The sequence below is a fragment of the Thiomicrorhabdus sediminis genome (assembly GCF_005885815.1).
Classification (GTDB): Bacteria; Pseudomonadota; Gammaproteobacteria; order Thiomicrospirales; family Thiomicrospiraceae; genus Thiomicrorhabdus; species Thiomicrorhabdus sediminis.
In genome coordinates this window covers 1,363,693-1,383,346 of the sequence record NZ_CP040602.1, presented here as the reverse complement: position 1 = coordinate 1,383,346, position 19,654 = coordinate 1,363,693, and the positions used below count along the sequence as shown (strand labels likewise).

Annotated in this window: 14 protein-coding genes and 3 tRNA genes; 13 read left to right on the top strand and 4 right to left on the bottom strand. The window is 44.9% G+C overall.

What is annotated here, in order from left to right; genetic code table 11:
• Positions 1-35 precede the first annotated feature (35 nt).
• From FE785_RS06300 to purB, 3 genes are all read right to left on the bottom strand, one after another.
• Entirely contained in the window at positions 36-551 is a 516-nt protein-coding gene (locus FE785_RS06300; RefSeq protein WP_202978286.1) for a GNAT family N-acetyltransferase, read from the bottom strand.
• A gap of 41 nt (positions 552-592) precedes the next feature.
• Positions 593-1,762: a cupin domain-containing protein gene (locus tag FE785_RS06295; protein ID WP_138564940.1), complete on the bottom strand. Its 1,170-nt coding sequence runs from the start codon at positions 1,760-1,762 to the stop codon at positions 593-595.
• A gap of 202 nt (positions 1,763-1,964) precedes the next feature.
• Positions 1,965-3,365, bottom strand: a complete 1,401-nt coding sequence (purB, locus tag FE785_RS06290) for an adenylosuccinate lyase (RefSeq protein WP_138564939.1) — start codon at positions 3,363-3,365, stop codon at positions 1,965-1,967.
• A 240-nt stretch (positions 3,366-3,605) separates the two neighbouring features.
• Here purB and acnB point away from each other — a divergent pair, with 240 nt between their 5' ends.
• Positions 3,606-6,179 (top strand): bifunctional aconitate hydratase 2/2-methylisocitrate dehydratase, encoded by a 2,574-nt coding sequence (acnB, locus tag FE785_RS06285; RefSeq protein ID WP_138564938.1) that lies wholly within the window; start codon positions 3,606-3,608, stop codon positions 6,177-6,179.
• A 235-nt stretch (positions 6,180-6,414) separates the two neighbouring features.
• Complete coding sequence (locus FE785_RS06280) at positions 6,415-9,003, top strand: peptidoglycan-binding domain-containing protein (RefSeq protein ID WP_138564937.1); 2,589 nt, start codon at positions 6,415-6,417, stop codon at positions 9,001-9,003.
• Between the two features lie 115 nt (positions 9,004-9,118).
• On the opposite strand, the gene FE785_RS06275 is transcribed toward FE785_RS06280, so the two are convergent.
• Entirely contained in the window at positions 9,119-10,072 is a 954-nt protein-coding gene (locus tag FE785_RS06275; RefSeq protein ID WP_138564936.1) for a S49 family peptidase, read from the bottom strand.
• Positions 10,073-10,193: 121 nt separating this feature from the next.
• Between FE785_RS06275 and uvrC the strand changes: the two genes are divergently transcribed.
• The 11 genes from uvrC (at position 10,194) to FE785_RS06220 (ending at position 19,531) form a co-directional block, all read left to right on the top strand.
• Positions 10,194-12,080, top strand: a complete 1,887-nt coding sequence (gene uvrC, locus FE785_RS06270; protein ID WP_138564935.1) for an excinuclease ABC subunit UvrC — start codon at positions 10,194-10,196, stop codon at positions 12,078-12,080.
• A 133-nt stretch (positions 12,081-12,213) separates the two neighbouring features.
• Positions 12,214-12,786 carry a CDP-diacylglycerol--glycerol-3-phosphate 3-phosphatidyltransferase gene (pgsA, locus tag FE785_RS06265; protein WP_168188922.1) on the top strand — a complete coding sequence of 191 codons (573 nt, stop codon included), beginning with the start codon at positions 12,214-12,216 and terminating at the stop codon, positions 12,784-12,786.
• 122 nt (positions 12,787-12,908) lie between these two features.
• Positions 12,909-12,983 (top strand) — tRNA-Gly (locus FE785_RS06260).
• A 3-nt stretch (positions 12,984-12,986) separates the two neighbouring features.
• Positions 12,987-13,060 (top strand) — tRNA-Cys (locus FE785_RS06255).
• A gap of 61 nt (positions 13,061-13,121) precedes the next feature.
• Positions 13,122-13,208 (top strand) — tRNA-Leu (locus FE785_RS06250).
• A 138-nt stretch (positions 13,209-13,346) separates the two neighbouring features.
• Complete coding sequence (locus FE785_RS06245; RefSeq protein ID WP_138564934.1) at positions 13,347-14,465, top strand: tyrosine-type recombinase/integrase; 1,119 nt, start codon at positions 13,347-13,349, stop codon at positions 14,463-14,465.
• Positions 14,466-14,542: 77 nt separating this feature from the next.
• The gene (locus tag FE785_RS06240) at positions 14,543-15,301 is read left to right on the top strand and encodes a hypothetical protein (RefSeq protein ID WP_138564933.1); all 759 of its coding nucleotides are present in this window, start codon (positions 14,543-14,545) and stop codon (positions 15,299-15,301) included.
• A 177-nt stretch (positions 15,302-15,478) separates the two neighbouring features.
• Positions 15,479-15,682, top strand: a complete 204-nt coding sequence (locus FE785_RS06235) for a hypothetical protein (protein ID WP_138564932.1) — start codon at positions 15,479-15,481, stop codon at positions 15,680-15,682.
• An 87-nt stretch (positions 15,683-15,769) separates the two neighbouring features.
• A complete protein-coding gene (locus FE785_RS06230) occupies positions 15,770-16,330 on the top strand; it encodes a GNAT family N-acetyltransferase (protein WP_138564931.1) in 561 nt (186 codons plus the stop codon).
• Complete coding sequence (locus FE785_RS06225; RefSeq protein WP_168188921.1) at positions 16,323-18,989, top strand: DUF3987 domain-containing protein; 2,667 nt, start codon at positions 16,323-16,325, stop codon at positions 18,987-18,989. The genes FE785_RS06230 and FE785_RS06225 overlap by 8 nt, the downstream gene beginning before the upstream one ends.
• 125 nt (positions 18,990-19,114) lie before the next feature.
• Positions 19,115-19,531 carry a hypothetical protein gene (locus FE785_RS06220; protein ID WP_138564929.1) on the top strand — a complete coding sequence of 139 codons (417 nt, stop codon included), beginning with the start codon at positions 19,115-19,117 and terminating at the stop codon, positions 19,529-19,531.
• The last annotated feature ends 123 nt before the right edge of the window (positions 19,532-19,654 follow it).

Genomic DNA, 19,654 nt, shown 5'->3' with positions numbered 1-19,654 from the left:
AACTTGTCAATATTGTACTGATGGGCGATTTACCCCTAGTTTGTTGTTTTTAGCATTTCGTAGTCATCCATGACATAGCCGTTACCGATGTCTGCGACCACTTCGCGGTTTTTAATAAAACCTTGTGCCAGATAGAAGTTGATTGCAATGTGGTTCTTCTTATTGACGGTCAATAGAATATCGCGATTCGGATGCTGGTCGATGACGGCTTGTAACGCTTGTTTAGCCAAGCCTTGACCACGAAAATCACTATGAATATAGAGCTTGCTTAAAAACAGTTGTGGTTTTCCCGAATCTGAATCACTGTCGGCCAAGTCATAGGCTAAGTAGCCGGCGGCGGTTGCTGGGTTATCTGCGGCGCCCATAAGCAGATAGTAAGCGCGTCCTTGCTGGCTCTGTTCGGCGATAGCGTCAGCCGACTGGAATTTATCCAGCATATAGTCGACCTGTTGCTGACCAATAATGGCGCAGTAATGCTCTGTCCAGATTTGTCGAGCCAGGTTTTCCAGGCTTTTAAAATGAGTGGTTTGGGTGGCTAGAACTAATTCCATATCCATAAGCGTCTTAATTACAGGCGAAATCTATCGTTACCTCATTCAATAAATACCAGATATTGCAGTTTCCATAGATCAAATAGCAACTCGATATTGGCTGGATTCTGCATCGCTTTATCCAGTTCCTCGGCGGTTAAAAACGGCTGGTTAGCCAGTTGCTGGATAAACTTCGCATCGGCGCCGAAATCCTGCCAAATCGCTCCATTAATATAAAGTTGGCTGTTACCGTCGATATCGGTATAAGCGAAACGACAAACGGCATCTTTGATCAGTCCGGCTTCAACCTGCATCGCACCGATAAAATCCTCCAGCGGTGGTGTTTCCTCGCCACTCAGCGGTTCCGGAAGTTGCTGTGCGGCGGTTTGATCGAGTTGCGTGGCAAAACGGCCAAACCAGGTTTTCATCAGGCTTTTATCCTCTAAAATTTGAGACAGCAGTTGTTGCGCCTGATGGGCCGCGGCATGGGTAACTTCCCCTGGATTTAAACCCACCTGCCAAGTAGGATCTTGGTAGATATCTTTAAACAGAGCCATCTCCGAGAGATGATCACCAAAGCTGTCCCACAGCTCCTGACCTCGATAACTGCGATAGCCAATCGAATAGGTCATGCATTCATCATCCAGCGCCACACCGTGATGCCCCCATTTGGGAGGGATATAAAGGATATCACCGGGCTGAAACACTTCCTCCTGTTCGACCTTAAAGGTTTTCATCAGACGTAAATCAACGCCTTCAATATAATTGCCTTCGTTGCAATCCTCGGAAGTCAGCGTCCAGCGACGTTGTCCGGCAGCCTGTAATAGAAACACATCGTAATGATCAAAGTGCGGACCGACATTACCACCTGTTGTGGCATAGCTGACCATAATGTCATCAATACGCCAGCGCGGCAGAAAATCAAAGTCATTGAGAATATCGGCGACTTCCGGAATCAAGCGATCCATACCTTGGATTAACAGTGTCCAGTTCTGTTCCGGCAGGCTGGCGTAGGTCTGTTCATCAAACGGACCTTTTTTCAGTTCATAATCTTGTTCGCCATGCTGGACGACGATGCGGCTTTCGACTTCTTCTTCAAGTGATAACCCGGCCAGTTCTTCGGCTGAAACCGGCGGCACAAAATCCGGCAATGCATTACGAATAATCAACGGCTTCTTTTGCCAGTAATCATTAAAAAAAGTCTGTAGGTCGATATTATTGAACTGAATCATTATTAGCCCCGTGGCACGAAATTAAGGTGAGAATATTGTAATAAAAAACCACCGAAAGCAAATGCAGTCGGTGGTTTTCACAGATAAATTCGAGGTGGTTCTTTGGTGCGCTGGTATCAAGGCGAGCAAAAGGGAGCGTATAAGTCATACGTGACCGTTGCTCAACGCAGATAACAGCGCGCTAAAGGTTCACTTTAAAGAACTAGCGGCTTTTTAGAATCGTATTTGCTAACTCAATATTTGAGGCCTGCTTAGCAGCATTACCAATATAAGTCGCCGGTGTCAGGTTACGCAGATACTCTTTAGCATCATCCGGCAGTCCCTCAAGACCATCGATGAAGTTCTGCATAATCTCTTTATTAACACGCTGACCACGAGTCAGGTCTTTTAGTGTTTCATAAGGGTTTTCAAAACCGTGACGACGCATCACTGTCTGAATCGCTTCAGCCAGTACTTCCCAGTTGTTATCAAGGTCGTTCGCCATTTGTGCGGCGTTGACTTCCAATTTGCCAAGACCTTTCATCGTCGCTTGTAAAGAGATCAATGTGTGTGCCACGCCGACACCTAGGTTACGCAGTACTGTCGAGTCAGTCAGGTCACGTTGCCAGCGAGAGATTGGCAGTTTTTGACCTAGGTGATCGAAAATCGCATTGGCGATACCCAAGTTACCTTCCGAGTTTTCGAAATCAATCGGGTTAACCTTGTGCGGCATCGCCGAAGAACCGATTTCACCGGCAACGGTTTTTTGCTTGAAGAAACCGATGGAGATATAGCTCCAGATATCACGGTCAAAGTCGATCAGGATCGTATTGAAACGTTGCATGGCATGGAAGTATTCCGCCACATAGTCATGTGGTTCAATCTGCGTTGTGTACGGGTTCCAAAGTAGTCCCAGGCTCTGTACAAACTGTTCAGACAGTTCATACCAGTTTACATCAGGGTAAGCGGCAAGGTGAGCGTTGTAGTTACCTGTGGCACCGTTGATTTTACCCATGATCTGTACATTCATTAGCTGCTTGGCTTGACGCTGAAGACGGTAAGCGACGTTGGCAAATTCTTTACCGATAGTGGTCGGAGAAGCAGGCTGGCCGTGAGTACGTGCCAGCATTGAAATATCCGCCATTTCTTCAGCCATTTCAGTGATTTTGGCAATCACCTTATCCATTTCTGGAATGATCACGTCGGCACGTGCATCTTTAAGCATTAACGCATAAGCCAAGTTATTGATGTCTTCAGAAGTACAGGCAAAGTGAACAAACTCTTTGATAGCCATCAATTCGGCATTGTCGGCAAAATGTTCTTTAATTAGGTATTCAACCGCTTTGACATCATGGTTGGTGGTTTTTTCAATATCCTTAACGCGCTGAGCCATTTCCAGTGTGAACTCATCCACCAGTTTCAACAGGTGTTGTTCGGCATCTGAAGACAGAGCCGGAATTTCACCGATACCAGGATGATTGGCTAGCATACGTAACCAGAATACTTCCACCTTGACGCGGTTTTTAATTAAACCAAATTCACTGAAAATCTCTTTTAGACTGTTCATTCTAGCGCCGTAGCGACCGTCCACTGGAGAGATGGCGGTTAATTCTGAAAGTTGCATAAGCCAAAATCCTTTAAAGCTGTAAAAATCATTAAAAATAATGCGCGCTATTATAACGTAAAAGCACAAAAAACGGTTTAGTTTGTGTCTGAGTAATTTCCACTTTATCGGTGGGGCAAAACAGCGTTCGATAAAGAATGGTTTTTCTATGATTAAATCCGGCTATATTGGCTGCGACTTGAAAGTTGAGTGTGGTAAAATAGCGCGCATATTTTTCTATTATTTAGGAGACGTCTTACTATGTTAGATGCATATCGCAGCCATGTGGCAGAACGCGAAGCTGAAGGTATTCCGGCTTTACCATTGGATGCTGAACAGACAGCGCAATTGGTGGAACTGATTAAAAATCCACCAGCAGGTGAAGAAGAGTTCGTATTAGACCTGTTAACCAACCGTGTGCCGCCTGGTGTTGACGAAGCATCTTATGTTAAGGCGAGTTTCTTGGCCGATGTGGCTAATGGCAATACAGCGGTCGATTTGATCTCTCCGGTAAAAGCGACATTTTTGCTAGGAACAATGTTGGGGGGTTATAACGTTCAGCCGCTAATCTCTTTGTTGGATAGCACAAACCCGGCGGTTGCTGAAGAAGCGGTAAAAGCGCTTTCTAAAACGCTATTGGTGTATGAAGCATTCCACGATGTGGCTGAAAAAGCGGCCAATAACGCTTATGCGAAACAGGTTCTAGAATCTTGGGCGAACGCCGAGTGGTTCAAAGCCAAACCGAAAATGCCGGAAACCATTACGGTAACTGTGTTTAAAGTTGACGGCGAAACCAATACCGATGACCTATCCCCGGCGACAGCCGCATGGTCGCGCCCGGATATCCCTTTGCACGCAAAAGAAATGTTGGCGGCGCGTATGGACGATGTACCGGGAATTATCGACGAGCTTAAAGCCAAAGGTCATCCGGTGGCTTATGTGGGTGATGTTGTCGGTACCGGTTCTTCACGTAAATCGGCAATGAACTCGGTTATGTGGTGGTTTGGTGATGATATTCCTTATGTACCGAACAAGCGCCAAGGTGGTGTGGTATTAGGCGGTAAGATTGCGCCGATTTTCTTCAATACCGCTGAAGACTCAGGTTCCTTACCCATCGAGTGTGATGTTTCTTCAATGAATATGGGGGATGTGGTGACGATCCATCCATATGAAGGTAAGGTTACTAATGAAGCGGGCGAGACCATCTCTACCTTTGAATTGGCGCCTGATACCATGCCGGATGAGGTTCGTGCCGGTGGTCGTGTACCGTTAATTATCGGTCGCGGTTTGACAGATAAGGCGCGTCGTGTTCTGGACCTGTCTCCATCTGATGAGTTCATTCGTCCTCAGGATAAATCACAAGCCGATCACGGTTATACCTTAGCGCAGAAAATGGTCGGTAAGGCTTGTGGTATCGAAGGTGTGCGTCCTGGTATGTTCTGTGAACCGCACATGACGACGGTTGGATCACAGGATACGACCGGTGCGATGACGCGTGATGAAATGAAAGAGCTGGCCTGTCTTGGTTTCTCTTCAGATTTGGTCATGCAATCTTTCTGTCATACTGCGGCTTATCCAAAGCCGGTAGATATCAAATTGCAGCACACTTTGCCTGATTTCATGACTAGCCGTGGTGGTGTGGCATTGCGTCCGGGTGACGGGGTTATCCACTCTTGGTTGAACCGTCTATTATTGCCTGATACTGTCGGTACAGGTGGTGATTCGCATACCCGTTTCCCAATCGGTATTTCGTTCCCGGCGGGTTCTGGCTTGGTGGCATTCGGTGCCGCTTTGGGTGTTATGCCGTTGAATATGCCGGAATCTGTATTGGTTCGTTTCAAAGGTAAGATGCAGCCGGGTATCACTTTGCGTGACTTGGTCAATGCGATTCCTTATGCGGCGATTCAGAATGGTCTTTTGACGGTTGAAAAGAAAGGTAAGATCAACTGTTTCAACGGTCGTGTTCTTGAGATTGAAGGTCTAGAACACTTGAAAGTAGAGCAGGCATTTGAATTGTCGGATGCGTCTGCCGAGCGTTCAGCCAACGGGTGTGTGGTCAAACTGGGTGCAGAGCCGATTATCGAATATCTGAAGTCGAACATGGCATTGATCGACTGGATGGTTGAAAACGGTTACCAGGATGCTCGTACTCTGCTTCGTCGTCGTGACGAGATGCAGAAATGGATCGATAACCCGGAGCTTCTAGAGGCCGATGCAGATGCGCAGTACGCTGAAGTGATTGAAATCGATTTGAATGAAATCAAAGAGCCGATTGTCGCATGTCCAAACGATCCGGATGATGTCAAGCTGATGTCTGAAGTGGTGGATACTAAGATCGATGAAGTCTTTATCGGTTCTTGTATGACCAATATCGGTCACTACCGTGCCGCCGGTAAAGTCTTGGAGAGCATGGGGAGTGTACCGACACGTCTATGGATCGCACCGCCGACCAAAATGGATGAGCGTCAGTTGATCGAAGAGGGTTACTACAGCACTTACGGTAAGGTTGGTGCGCGTACCGAAATGCCGGGTTGTTCATTATGTATGGGTAACCAGGCGCGAGTTGCCGATGGCGCGACCGTATTCTCGACATCAACACGTAACTTCCCGAACCGTTTAGGTAACGGCGCCAATGTATTCCTTGGTTCTGCCGAGCTGGCAGCGGTTTGCGCGGCTATGGGGCGTATCCCTACCGTAGCCGAGTATATGGAAAACGTAGCCATGCTGGATACCATGGCGGATGATGTTTACCGTTACCTGCAGTTTGATGAAATGGCAGACTATGAAGTTGAATCACCAAAAACTTTAGCTGAAATCGGTGTTGCCGTCGCTTAAGTTGGTTTCGCTTTAATCGACTCCAGTTTACTGGAATCCAAAAGCCGATAATCCATCAGGATTATCGGCTTTTTTATTGGCTGATTTTTTTCTTTGGGCAATATGCGTGCCTTTGTGCTTTGCAAATATGAATAAATAATGGATAAACGCAAAGCCATGCCCAAGCTTCAGTAAAAACGTTAAAATAGGATTCTTTATGAATTTGACGAGCTTCGTCAGCAGTTAAGGATGGTGAATGAAACTTACTCGATTAAAGCTGGCTTTATACAGCGCTGGGTTTGCCAGTTTTTTACTGGTGGGCTGCGCAACAACCGATAAAAGCGGCGATAAGGCATTAAGTGAGTCCGAAGTTGCCTTGATGATTGAAAAAGCCAAGGCGGAAGAGCGTGAGCGTATTCAGCAACAGCTAGCCAAACAGCAGGAAAAAAGTGCCTTATTCAACCAGATAAAAGCACGTCAAATCGAAAAACAAGCGCTCTTGGATACGCGCGACACCATTCGTATTAAACCGAGCAGTAATGCCGCGGTTTTTTACCGTAATCAGGATGGTCTCTCTTATTACCGTTGTGCCGCTCCGGCACAGAAACCAATGGCCGATTCGGCCGGAAAATGGTATTACCATAAAGACACCACCGAGCTTAGTGCCACGCTTTGTGCGCAAAGTCGTAGTAAAGCGCTAATCAAAAAAGTGCAGCAAAAGTTGTTCGATATGGGTTATCTGTTTTCCGCGAACTTGAGTCAGCCCCAGCTGGTTGATGGGGTCTGGGGGGAGGCTTCGCTGGAGGCGCTAAAAGAGTATCAAAAGTATCACGGTTTGTTGTATGGACAGCTAACGATTGAATCGCTCGAACACATGGGATTGTTTCCGGCCAGCAATGAAAGCTTCGCTTTATTGGGTGTTAGTGAGATCGCACCGCCGACCGAATTGGAAAAGCAGTTGCAGCTCAAAGCGCAGCGTTTAAAAGAAAAACAGCAGGCTCAAGAGCAAGCTGAACAAGACCGACGGGAAGCCGAGCGTAAATTGATGATTGCCGAAGCGGCATCATCGCAAAGCGCAGATACGCCGAATTTACCGATGGTCACCAATTTTGTCGTCGATAACCGCGATAGTGTGTTCTATAGAAACGTGGACGGAGTTGATTATTATCGTTGTGCCGCCAATGCTTTTGTCGCCGATTTAAAAGCGGGTAAATGGGATTATTCCGCTGCGCAAAAACAACTTAGTGCGACCTTGTGTAAAGCCAGTCGTAATAAAAAGGTTATTAGCGACCTGCAACAACGACTATATCAACTGGGTTATTTACAAGAGGTGGCTGAATCACGTCAATTAACCAAAGAGCAGGTGGTTGATGGGATTTGGGGGGACACCACTCTGGAGGCCTTGAAGGCTTATCAGGTCGATAACGGCTTGGTGTTTGGCCAATTAACGATTCAATCGCTGGAAAACCTGGGGGTGTTCGAAGCGCCTAGTGAGCGTATAGAGCCAACCAGTTTGCTGGCTAATCTGGCACGAAACACCCTAGGCAATATCGAACAAAATCAAGTTGCCGAAGAGCAATCGACTGCCGGAAATGGTCAAATTGAGGTGCTAGCAGAAGAATCCGCAGGCAATGAATCCGTTAACGGTGCGCCGACTGATAGCGCCGCTGAAACGGCAGAAATAAACGACTCCGCAATAGGGATTGAAAACGAGCAAAGCACTGCAGAAGAGAATATTAATGACACAGAGCGGTTGATGCCTAACGATACTGTTCCTTGGCCTGCGGTGACTAATTTTGTGGTAGATAACCGCAAAAGGGCCATGTATCGCAAGGTTGGCGGGGTCGATTATTATCGTTGCGCCGCGAATGCTTTGGTGCCTCAGTACAAAGACGGGCATTGGGATTATAGTCGTGAAGAAAAGCAGCTAAGTGCCACTTTGTGTAAGTCGAGTCGAGATCTGGCAACAATGACCGATCTGCAATATCGCTTATATGAACAAGGCTATTTAAAAACGGTTGCAGAAGAAAAGGGATTGACCAAAGCCGAAGTGGTTGACGGTATTTGGGGCAGTTCGACCCTGCAGGCATTAAAACAGTATCAGGCCGATAACGGCTTGGTATTTGGTCAGTTGACCATCCAGTCTCTTGAGCATATCGGCGTGTTTGCCGCTGATATCGGTAGAACACGTCAGCATGAACAGAATTTGGCACAAACCGAATCGGTTGTTGCTACAGAGCTGCAATCTGAGCAAAGCGACATTTCCGAAGAAATTGATAACAGTGAGATGTTGGTCAGCAACAATCACGCTATAGCGCCCGAAGAGTCGGGCGAGATAGACGTTGCGGCAAATCATGTCAATGAACCCAGTGTTGCCAAGCCTATCAAGGTGGATAATCAGCAACCAACCGCAGTGCTGATGCGATTGCAGCGTGTGCAGGGAGATAATTTTGATTTTATCTCAGGTGTGCCTAGCAGCAGTAAGCCGGTATTGGCCGGATATATCAAGGGTGCTCAAATTTGGCGCTGCGGTGCCCGAGCGCAAATCCCTATGCTGGAAAATGGTCAGCCTTTGTACAGTGAAGATCAAAAGCAGATGCGTGCCACGCTATGTAAAATGAGCCGTTCACGCGCAATGATCAAGCCGTTACAGCAAGCGTTACTCAATAAGGGATACCTTAAGCCTTTACCGCCACTGGATTACGTTGTGGTTGATGGCATCTGGGGAATTAATACCTTGAACGCACTCAAGGAATTCCAAAAGGATAATGGTCTTGCTTATGGTCAGTTAACGCTGCAAAGCTATATAGAGTTGGGCGTGTTGGATTTGCTTGATGAGCAATAAGGGGCTTTGCTTGATCAGAAGTGATTGCCTTCATAAATAAAAATCTTTCTGTAAATAAAAATCCCTCCAATCAAGAGTTTGAGAGGAGGGATTAAATGGAGTTAACGGATCGCGGTTATTTCAGCGTCGATAACAGTAGCGCGAGTTTGCTGCTCGCTTCGGCGCCGAAATCTCCCATCAACTCTTCAAGCAGTGATTTATCCACCTCGTAATAACGCACCTTTTCGGTTCCGACAATGTCGCGAGCCACCGAGCCCAAGTCTCCAATACCGTCAATCATGCCGTTTTCAACCGCTTCATCACCAAGCCAGACCAAACCGGTATAGGTGTTGTCGTTTTCTTTAATGCGCTCACCACGACCTTTACGCACCGCAGCGATAAACTGTTGGTGAGTGCGTTCCAAGACACGTTCTTTGAAGAAATTACGGCCGGCTTCGTCCTTTTCGCCAAACGGGTCAATAAAGGCTTTGTGATCACCGGCATGCATCGAGCGGTTTTCGATACCGAGTTTATCCATTAGTCCGGTAAAACCGAAAGTATCCATGCGAACTCCGATCGAGCCGACGATAGAACCGATATTGGCATAAATATCATCGGCGGCCACGGCGATGTAATAACAACCCGATGCACACATGTCTTCGACAACGACATAGGCCGGTTTATTGTATTTGGCTTTTAAGCGTTCGATTTCATCGTTAATCAAGGCCGACTGCACCGGGCTGCCGCCTGGCGAATTAGCAAGGATAATGACCGCTTTGCTGTTTTCATTACTGAAGGCTTTGCGCAATAGCGGGTTAATCGCCTCGGCGCTGACCTTGCTGTTAGGCATAATCGCGCCATTCAGTTTGATGACTGCGGCATGCTCCTGACCTTGATGAAGAGCATCCATTTCTTTACCGTCTTGAATATTATCAATGGCAATATAGATAAAAAACACGATATAGGCAGCAACCGCCAGTTTTAGAATATTGGCAAAGCGGCGGCTCCAGCGTTCTTGTTTAACCAGAGATTCGACAGCAAGCGCGAGTCTTTCAAAGCCGTGTTGAGAGTTTTGCGGTTCATTATCCATGCATAATCCTTTGCTTAATCCTTTATAATGACGGTTCTTCGATAGTAAACCGTCTGGACTGAATTTTCAGTCAAAAGCGTTATAGGCGCTTTAGAAACTATTAAAAACACCTTATCACGATATGAACGCAGATAATAACCGAAACGACTCCGAAAACAAGGCTGAACCTTCAAGCAAGTCTGAAAATATAGACTTTGATATCGATGCGTTTTTGAAGCAGTTGACCGAGCGTCCGGGTGTTTACCGTATGATTAATAGTGCCGACAAAATCATCTATGTCGGTAAGGCGAAAAACCTCAAGCGTCGTGTTTCCAGTTATTTTAAAAAACAGCATGACGATATCAAGACGGCCAAGATGGTGCCGCAAATTGCGCGTATTGAGGTGACGGTCACCGATACCGATAGTGAAGCGTTTATACTGGAAAATACCTTAATAAAGCGTCATAAGCCTAAGTATAATATACTTTTTAGGGATGATAAGTCCTATCCTTATATTTTCGTTTCAACCGATAAAACCTTTCCGTCTTTAAGTTATCATCGCGGTGCCAAGCGTCGTAACGGTGATTATTTCGGACCTTTTCCCAATGCCCAAGCGGTTCATCAAACCCTGCATGCGCTGCAAAAAATCTTTCCGGTCCGCCAGTGTGCCGAAAGCGTTTTTAATCATCGTTCGCGTCCCTGTTTGCAATATCAGATTAAACGTTGTTCAGGTCCCTGCGTTGAAGGTCTGGTGACCAAGCAGGAGTATGGTGAAGATGTCGAACATACTTTGGGTTTTTTGCGTGGAGAGAGTTTTTCGGTTATTGAAGATTTAGGACAGAAAATGGAAACCGCCTCAATGGAATTGGAGTTTGAGCAGGCGGCGCGCTACCGTGATCAGATTGCGGCCTTAAGGGCGATTCAATCACAGCATTTGATTAACCAGCCAGGTTCCAAGGATATGGACGTCATTGCCTTGGCTGAACAATCAGCGCAGGTGTGTGTCTGTTTGATGATGTATCGCGGCGGTAATTTGTGGGGTAGCGAGCATTTTTATCCCAAACTCAATGAAACCAGTGACAGCGATGAAATTCTCAGTGCCTTTATTACCCAGCATTATCAATTGCACCCGGTTCCAGCTGAGGTCTTGTTGCCTGTAAATCTGCAAGACAAAGAAGTGCTGCAAACTTGGTTAAAGCAGCAGCGTAATGGCGCGGTTAATTTGAAAACGGCCAATAACCAGACAGCAAAAGGTTTGATTACGCTGGCCGAGACCAATGCCAATTCCGGTTTGAAGCAACATATGACACAAAAAGCCAGTCAGGTTGAACGTGTCCAGGCTTTGCAGGAGGTGCTGGCTTTGGCACAAGCACCTAACCATATGGAGTGTTTCGACATCAGTCATACGCAAGGCCAGCAAACGGTTGCCAGTTGTGTCGTGTTCCAGGAAGGGGTGCCAAATACTCAGGCTTATCGTAAGTTCAATATAGACGGTATCCAGCCTGGTGATGATTATGCCGCCATGCACCAAGCGTTAAGCCGTCGTTACAGTCGCCTGAAAAATGAAAATGCCAGCTTGCCTGATCTGATTGTTGTCGATGGCGGTAAGGGGCAGTTATCGCAAGCGATAGAAGTTTTAAAAAGCCTGCAGCTAGAGCATATTCCGTTGGTTTCGGTGGCAAAAGGAGAAGGGCGTAAAGCCGGTTTGGAAATCCTCTACACTCCTTATAATCTAGAAGGTATTGATCTGGAAGCCGATGATATGGCTTTACATCTGATCAACTACATTCGCGACGAAGCGCACCGTTTCGCTATTACTTCGCACCGAGCCAAGCGAGGTAAAGCACAAACGCAATCTTCCTTGGAAGCGATCGAGGGTATTGGTCCCAAAACACGCAAACAGTTGTTACTGCACTTTGGCGGTTTGAATGAAGTCAAACAAGCATCAATCGCCGAGTTGCAAAAAGTAAAGGGCATCAGTTTGGATAAGGCTCAACGCATCTATGATTTCTTCCACGGTGGCCTTTAAGACAGGATTTTTGCCAAATTCGATTAAAATAGCCGTTAAAGCGATAAAGCCTTAAATGGCATAATCGCAAGTATGGTATATTGCATTTAATTAATTCAAAGCACTCTTGCAGTCCAATCATTAAAGAAACCTTATGACGATAAAATCCATTCCTATGATGATGACATGGAGTCGTGTCATCCTGATTCCTGTTTTTCTAATCTGTTATTACGCACCGATTGAAGACGCTCGTTTTTGGGCCGGTTTAGCCTTTATGATTGCCGCTATCACCGATTGGTTTGATGGCTATCTGGCGCGCAAACTCGGTTCTGACAGTAAACTCGGTGCCTTTTTGGATCCGGTTGCCGATAAGCTAATTGTTGCCGCCGCATTGATAGTGGTGGCGGCCGAATATCACGATAATCTGCTGGTCATATTATCAGCCGTGGTGATTATGATGCGCGAGATCGGTATTTCCGCTTTACGTGAATGGATGGCGGAAAACAATGCCCGTGAAGTGGTGGCGGTATCGAAACTCGGTAAAATCAAAACCGCTTCGCAATTAGCGGCCTTAACTTGGTTGTTATATGGTGGTGAGTTATGGGGGGTTAACTGGGGTGAGCTTGGTTTCCCAATGCTCTATTTTGCCGCGATGCTAACTTTGATTACTTGGGTGCAATATACCAAGGCGGCGCTGCCTGAGATCATTCGCTCAACAGAATCATAGACTTAGTTAAACCCGGCTTTAGGGCTTGGTTTAACGGTGTTTATTCAGGTTAAGTGTTTTTCAGTTTTTTCAGAAAAAATTCTTGACCTTTATGGGGGAGAACCTATAATACGCCCCATCAAGCGGGAATAGCTCAGCGGTAGAGCACAACCTTGCCAAGGTTGGGGTCGCGAGTTCGATCCTCGTTTCCCGCTCCAAATGGCGCGATGGCAGAGTGGCTATGCAGCGGATTGCAAATCCGTGGACCTCGGTTCGACTCCGGGTCGCGCCTCCATTTTATTTATCTTGATTCCTTTCAGGATAATCTACTCAGTAAATCATTTACTGGACACTATGCCCAGGTGGCGAAATTGGTAGACGCAGGGGACTTAAAATCCCCCGGTGGAAACACTGTGCCGGTTCGACTCCGGCCCTGGGCACCATCTTTAATTTGTTGATTTTAAAAGCGTTTTTAGTTGTTTGAAGTAGCATTCGTTTTCAACTATCTGACGTGTCAAAATCGATGAAATGCAATAGGAATGCATTTTGATTTTCTGACACCTCGTAAGAGGATTAGAAAAATGCTAATTTCGAAAAGCCGTTCCGGCACTATCACACCTGTAAAAACTAAAAATTCCACCCGTTTTAATGCCCAAAGACAATATAACGGTATTCGCTATTCACAGCGTTTTGATACTCTAGCCGAAGCTGAAGAATGGTTAGATGATTTGTCGTATTTGGGCGCGACTGATAACAATGGCAACCCAACTCGCAAAGCCAAAGCCGCTCAAGTCATCATTGATGAAATCAATCTGCGAAGAAAACGCGACTCAACACCAACATTGCAAGAATGTATTGTCATCTATGGCAATCAATGCGAACTGGATAGCGCTCCCAAATATGTTCGCCAGTTACAACAATTCACCAAACTACATAATGTCCCAATTAATGAAATCTCCCGATTGGCTTTCGAAATCGAGCTTGACCGTATTCAAGACGAGCGTCAGTTTAAAGATCCCACACGTAACCGTTATCAAGCGGCTTTTTCTAGTTTGTTTAAATGGCTTGCAAGACAGCGAGAATTTAAGCAATATCAATTAGTGAATCCAACCAAAGATGTTCCAAGGGCTAAAGATAGCCAGGGCAGAATGCTATTCCTGACGAAAGAACAACAGGTCGATTTACTGAATGCCTGTAAAAACAGCCGATGGAAAGGCTTGTTTCCGCTGGTCTACCTTCTTCTGCTAACTGGTGCCAGACGAAATGAGATTAGTTGTCTTCGATGGGAGAACATAGATTTTGATTCAGGGGTTATTTATCTCTTAAAGACAAAAAATAAAACCGATCATGCAATCAAGCTACCGGCTCATGCCTTGAAACTTCTGAAAGAATGGAAGGTAAGCCAGCCGCTTTCTAAGTGGGTATTTCAACACCGAACAAATCCAAGAAAGCCGATGCTAGAATGGGATCATCTATGGCATCAAGCAAAGATTGAATCCAATATGCCTGTTGGATTGCGTGTTCACGATTTGAGACATACAACCGCTAGCACAATGCTGGCTGAAGGGTTTAGTCTTGAAGATATTCGTGCTACTTTGAATCACAAGAGCTTATTAATGACGAACCGTTATGCTCACGCACTTGATATTAAAGAGACAGTAACTCAACGAAATACCGATTTTTTAAAACAAGTCATGTAAATTGGATAAAGTCTGTTGGTATCAACATGCACTTACAGGCTGCTAAGCATTTAGCTAAATGTAACGAAGGATCTGAAATGTCTAAGAATAATACCTCTCAAACACTGAACTCAGAAGACCCTAGAGCTGATAATCGTTATCTAATCAATGACCGAACCTCACTATTAACTCTTTCAAGTCGATGGGGCATACCTATTAAGGAAACAATAGCTAGCCTTAGAGAATCCAATATTGAATTTTTCGTCCAAGGTGGTTATGACGTTTCAGAGGCTGTAGCTGCTCGTTTGGTAGATGTTGAGGATACTCATGGTCGCGTTAATCAAATTCCAGATCTATGGAGTCTTACAGGGGCCAAAGAATTAGATAAAGTCGCGGTAGAAGTTCGTGCCAATCTTGAAGATCAAAGCATTGAGATTACGGCTAAGCAAGAGGGTGTAGGATTTCTTCGACCTAATCGCTATTTTGATGGTGAATACACTTTAGAGTATTTAGAGGTTATATCTGCCTCAGATATTCGAAGTTCAGATGAGGTTTTTATTAAAGGTACTGACTTAAAGCGCCTTAAAAAGCGAACTGATAGGTTTGATTGTGAACCACAGTTTATTGAACAACCAATACGCAAAAGCCCCTGCAACTTAGACAAGGTAAACGAAAAGAAAAAGCTATCAGATGAGGAGCTTAATAAGACTGTGAATCTGTTCAATGATGTGAAAAATGAAAATCCTAATTGGGGTATTACTTCAGTTCGTGATGAAGTTGGTGATAGGCTTAAGATGTCTGGTCAAGCAATTAAAAAACGATTAGATAAAGCAAAAGAAAGAGGTTTGATGGAATAAATTAAAAAGTTTTCAACCACTGAAAACCACTAAAAAACCGCTAAAAACCATTAGAAATCTTCTACAAAACCACTGGAAAATAGTTCTTAGTGGTTTTAGACACACCTTCAAAACTCCTTTTTAATCAACTCGCTACTTCAAACAACTAAGAGCGTTTTGAAAAATAAAGGAGGCACCATGCCAAACATCGAAAGTCTCAAACCCATTAAAGAGTTCGCTGAACAATACGCACCCAAACTGGGAATCAAACCGAATTCTATAAAAGTCACAATTGATCGTAACCAAGCTGAACTGATTGAGTTAGGTGCTGTATTCAAATCTCGTGGCAAATCTCGCCTAATCAATCCTGAAAAGTTCTTTGAATGGTATATGGAGCACTAAAGGATGATTAATCCCTAGGCAAACCATGTATCTAAGAGGTTTTAGAGAATAAATGCATTTTCAAATGCAAAAACAAGGATATTCATCATGTCAATAAGCGAAAAAGATCAAGCAATCTATAAGTTAACAGACCATATGCTAACCAGTGTTTTAGAAAAAACCGCAGAAGCCATGCTTTGGCATGAGGCAGAGTTTGAACCTTTCTTATGTCCTCTAATGTTATCTGAAAGTATTAGACAAAAGGTGATTGACCTTGTCGTTAAACATCTAAATGAGTCTTATGCGCGTGGCATTAGTCGAATCTGTTTCACGTTTGATAAAGACGCCAAGCTTGCCGGGTTTGTTTTCTTTACTCATATAGACAAAAAACGCGTGTTTATTGACTTTATCTATACATTCGAGTCATACAGAATGCAGGGAGTCATGAGCTCCTTGCTTAACGAATTAGGGGATGAATTTGAGTTTGTCTTGGTTAGTTCTGAACTTAGTGGCTATTTTAGCAAACGAGAGGGTTTTTACTCTGTCGGTTATACTCCGGGACATAGCCCTGTTTTCACCAATTTTGAACCTGAAGGCAGCAAGATAGGCGTTATTCGACTTCCAGAGGTGTTGGTTAATAAAATCTATGGAGTGCTTTCCCATGGTTAGTTTAGTTAAACCTTTGGAAGATAATGTTTTTGGGATACCGTTTAACATTTCAGATGGATTGGGAGAAATGACGCCACACTTGAGAAATTCACCGAACAGGTTGGCCGATTTAATGTTTATTGGTGAAGATCGTCATATAGGACTTCAGGATGTTTCACAGATGCTCATCAAGATAGAGCCTAATGCAGACTTGTCGCGAGATGATTGGGTAAAGTTGGCAATGGCTGTATATGATGAGTTCAGTGAATTTGGCAGAGAGCCCTTCGAAGCATGGAGTCGCAGAAGTACAAGTTATGACCCAGATGACTTTGATGCTATGTGGAATAGCATGAACCGCGGCGGAGGGATAACGATTGCCACACTGGTAAAAAAGGCATTCGAATCCGGTTGGACTCCATTGCCTAAGACTCCTGAAGAAATTGCACAGCTAGAAGCAGAAGCAAAAGTACGTCAGGCTTATAATGCCGTGATTTCAGAACAGAAAGCCAAGGAAAAGGCAGAACAGCATCTGATTGCTAGTGAAGAAGCCCAGAGTATTTTCGAAAGCGCAAAGCCAGCACCAGAGAACCATTCTTATCTGATGAATAAGCAGGTAAAACCTCATGGAGTAAAGGTTGATGCTAACGGTACGTTGATTATTCCCATAACGGGTACACAATCACCGTTTATCGGCAAATTTCAGAGCTTGCAACTCATCTATCGCAATGGCGATAAACGATTCACTAAAGGCGGTAAAAAGTCGGGTGGCTATTACATTATTCAACAAATAGAAGATGCGCCTATCATCATTTGTGAGGGTTTCGCTACAGGGGCAACCATTGCAGAGCACTATGCCAACAATTGCACAGTTATCTGTGCGTTTGATGCTGGAAACCTTATTCATGTAGCCAAAGCATTTCGAGAGAACTATTCCAGCTTAAACATAATCATTGCAGCCGATAACGACCGAATTGATGAGAACGGAAATCCAAGAACAGAGAACCCCGGGGTAAAAGCTGCAACCCGAGCAGCACAAGCAGTTGTTGGCGAGCTAGTCATTCCCGTATTTGCAGAAGATGAGATTGGTAGTGATTGGAATGACCGTTATTTGTTGGATATTGAAGTTGGACTGAGTGCTGAAGAGATTAAAAGTAAGTTTCAAACTCTGAATGCGTCTAGCATTTCCAGCAATGAACTAGAGCAAGAGCCTGTCATTATTCCGTTGGTAGTGGATCTGCCGGATGTGCGACCTTTTGAATTTGATCTGTTACCTTCAAGCCTAGAGCCTTGGTTAAAAGATATCCAAGCGCGAATGCAATGCCCAGCAGACTTCTTAGCGGTCGGAGCAATGGTGGCAATAGCCGGGCTAATAGGCCGTAAAGTTGGTATCTATCCAAAACAATTCGATGATTGGCTCGTAATTCCTAACCTTTGGGGGGCGATGATCGGTAGACCTTCTATTATGAAGACACCCGCGCTGAGTGAGGTAATGAAGCCTATTCATAGATTAGCCAAGTTGGCTGAAGAAGAATACCAGCAAATTCTGGTGGATCATGAAGTGGATAATATTGCTCTGGAAGCCGAAAAGAAAGTGGCTGAGGATGCAATTAAAAAAGCCGCTAAATCATCCGATCCGCTCAAGATGGAAGTCGCCAAAAACAACTACCGACTGGTTCTTGAAGCCGAGAGTAACAGCACGCCAACAGAGAAGCGTTATATTGTAAATGATGCAACAGTAGAAGCTTTGGGTATCAAGCTAAATGAGAATCCTAATGGCGTGATTCTACTGCGTGATGAACTTGCTGGTTGGATCCGTGGATTAGATCGGGAAGATAAGGCAAATGATCGTGCATTCTATTTGGAATGCTTCAATGGATCGGGGTTCTATATTTACGATCGCGTAGGACGTGGCACACTTAAGATTGAAAGCACCACCTTATCCATTATTGGCGGCATTCAGCCCAGCGTATTAGCTCCGCACATAGCTCAATCAATCAACAATGGCACGGGCAACGATGGATTCATTCAACGCTTCCAACTAGCCGTCTACCCGGATGACTGCAAAGAGTGGGTAAACGTGGATCGTTATCCAGATAAGGTAGCCAAAGAAAAGGCATTTGAACTGTTTAAACGGCTAGTCACTTTACCAGAGCGACGAGATGAAGAAGGTAGTGTAATTGGTTTACGTTTTGACCAACAAGCACAACAAGTTTTCAATTCATGGCGTGAACAGTTAGAACTCACCATTAGAGTGAAGGACATTCATCCGGCTCTCGAGTCGCATCTAGCTAAATACAGAAGCCTGTTACCCAGTATTGCATTACTTCTAGAGTTGGCAGACAACCCAGAAGCTAAATCTGTCGGAGTTGTGGCCACTAATAAAGCCGTGCGTTGGTGCGAATATCTTCAGTCACACATGAATCGTATCTATGCCGGTGCAGTCGATAACGATATCCTAGCCGCTCAGAAAGTTTTAGAAAATCGTGAAAAGTTAGGTAATCCATTCAAACCGCGTGAAATTGCACAGAAAGGCTGGGCAGGGTTAAAAACCACCACAGAAGTGAAAGCAGCGCTGTCTGTTTTGGTAGAGCATGGTTATTTAATCGAGCAGATTAAAACGCACATGACAGGCGGTAGACCATCCGAAATCTACCAATGGAATACGGCGCTAAAAAATTAAGATGTTTACCAAGTAACGCCCTACAAAACCTACAAAACTTCAATTTTATAGTTCTGTAGGTTTTGTAGATAGCAACTCTTAAGGTTTTCAACAAATTAGGCGTTTAAATAGCCAAAGGCACAACCATGGAAAATAATACGACGCGGGATGTGATGCGTGAATACATTCAAGGTTACGTAGAAAAAGTGAGCGCAGAGGCAGCTAAGGCCGCACCAGAGATTAGTTGTGAATCTAGACCAGAGTGCCGGCAAACACTGCGTGAAATGATTCAAAATAGTCACTTCCCGTTCAACCAAGACTTCTTCCGTCTTGAGGAAGTTAAATCCGCTTTGGAGAATCGAGGCCACTCGGAAGTCAGTGATGTCTTGATGACAGACGAATTAAAAAAAGCGGGTTTCATAGGTGAACTGCGTGGTCAGAAGCGTGTAAAAGACAGAAAATCACCCCAAAAAACCCCCAGTTTTTGGGCTCACCAGCGCTCAATATTTGCCAAAGCCACCGGTGGTGAGCGCTATGCAATGGTGCAAAAAGCCTATAAGTAACTGGCTGATGTACCCTGTACCCGACCAATTAATTGAGAACAAAATTGGCCCTCTTAATTGAATATACTCAACCCTATGGTATTAAGCACTATGCAGAGAAATTATTGCTTAGAAACAGCAAAA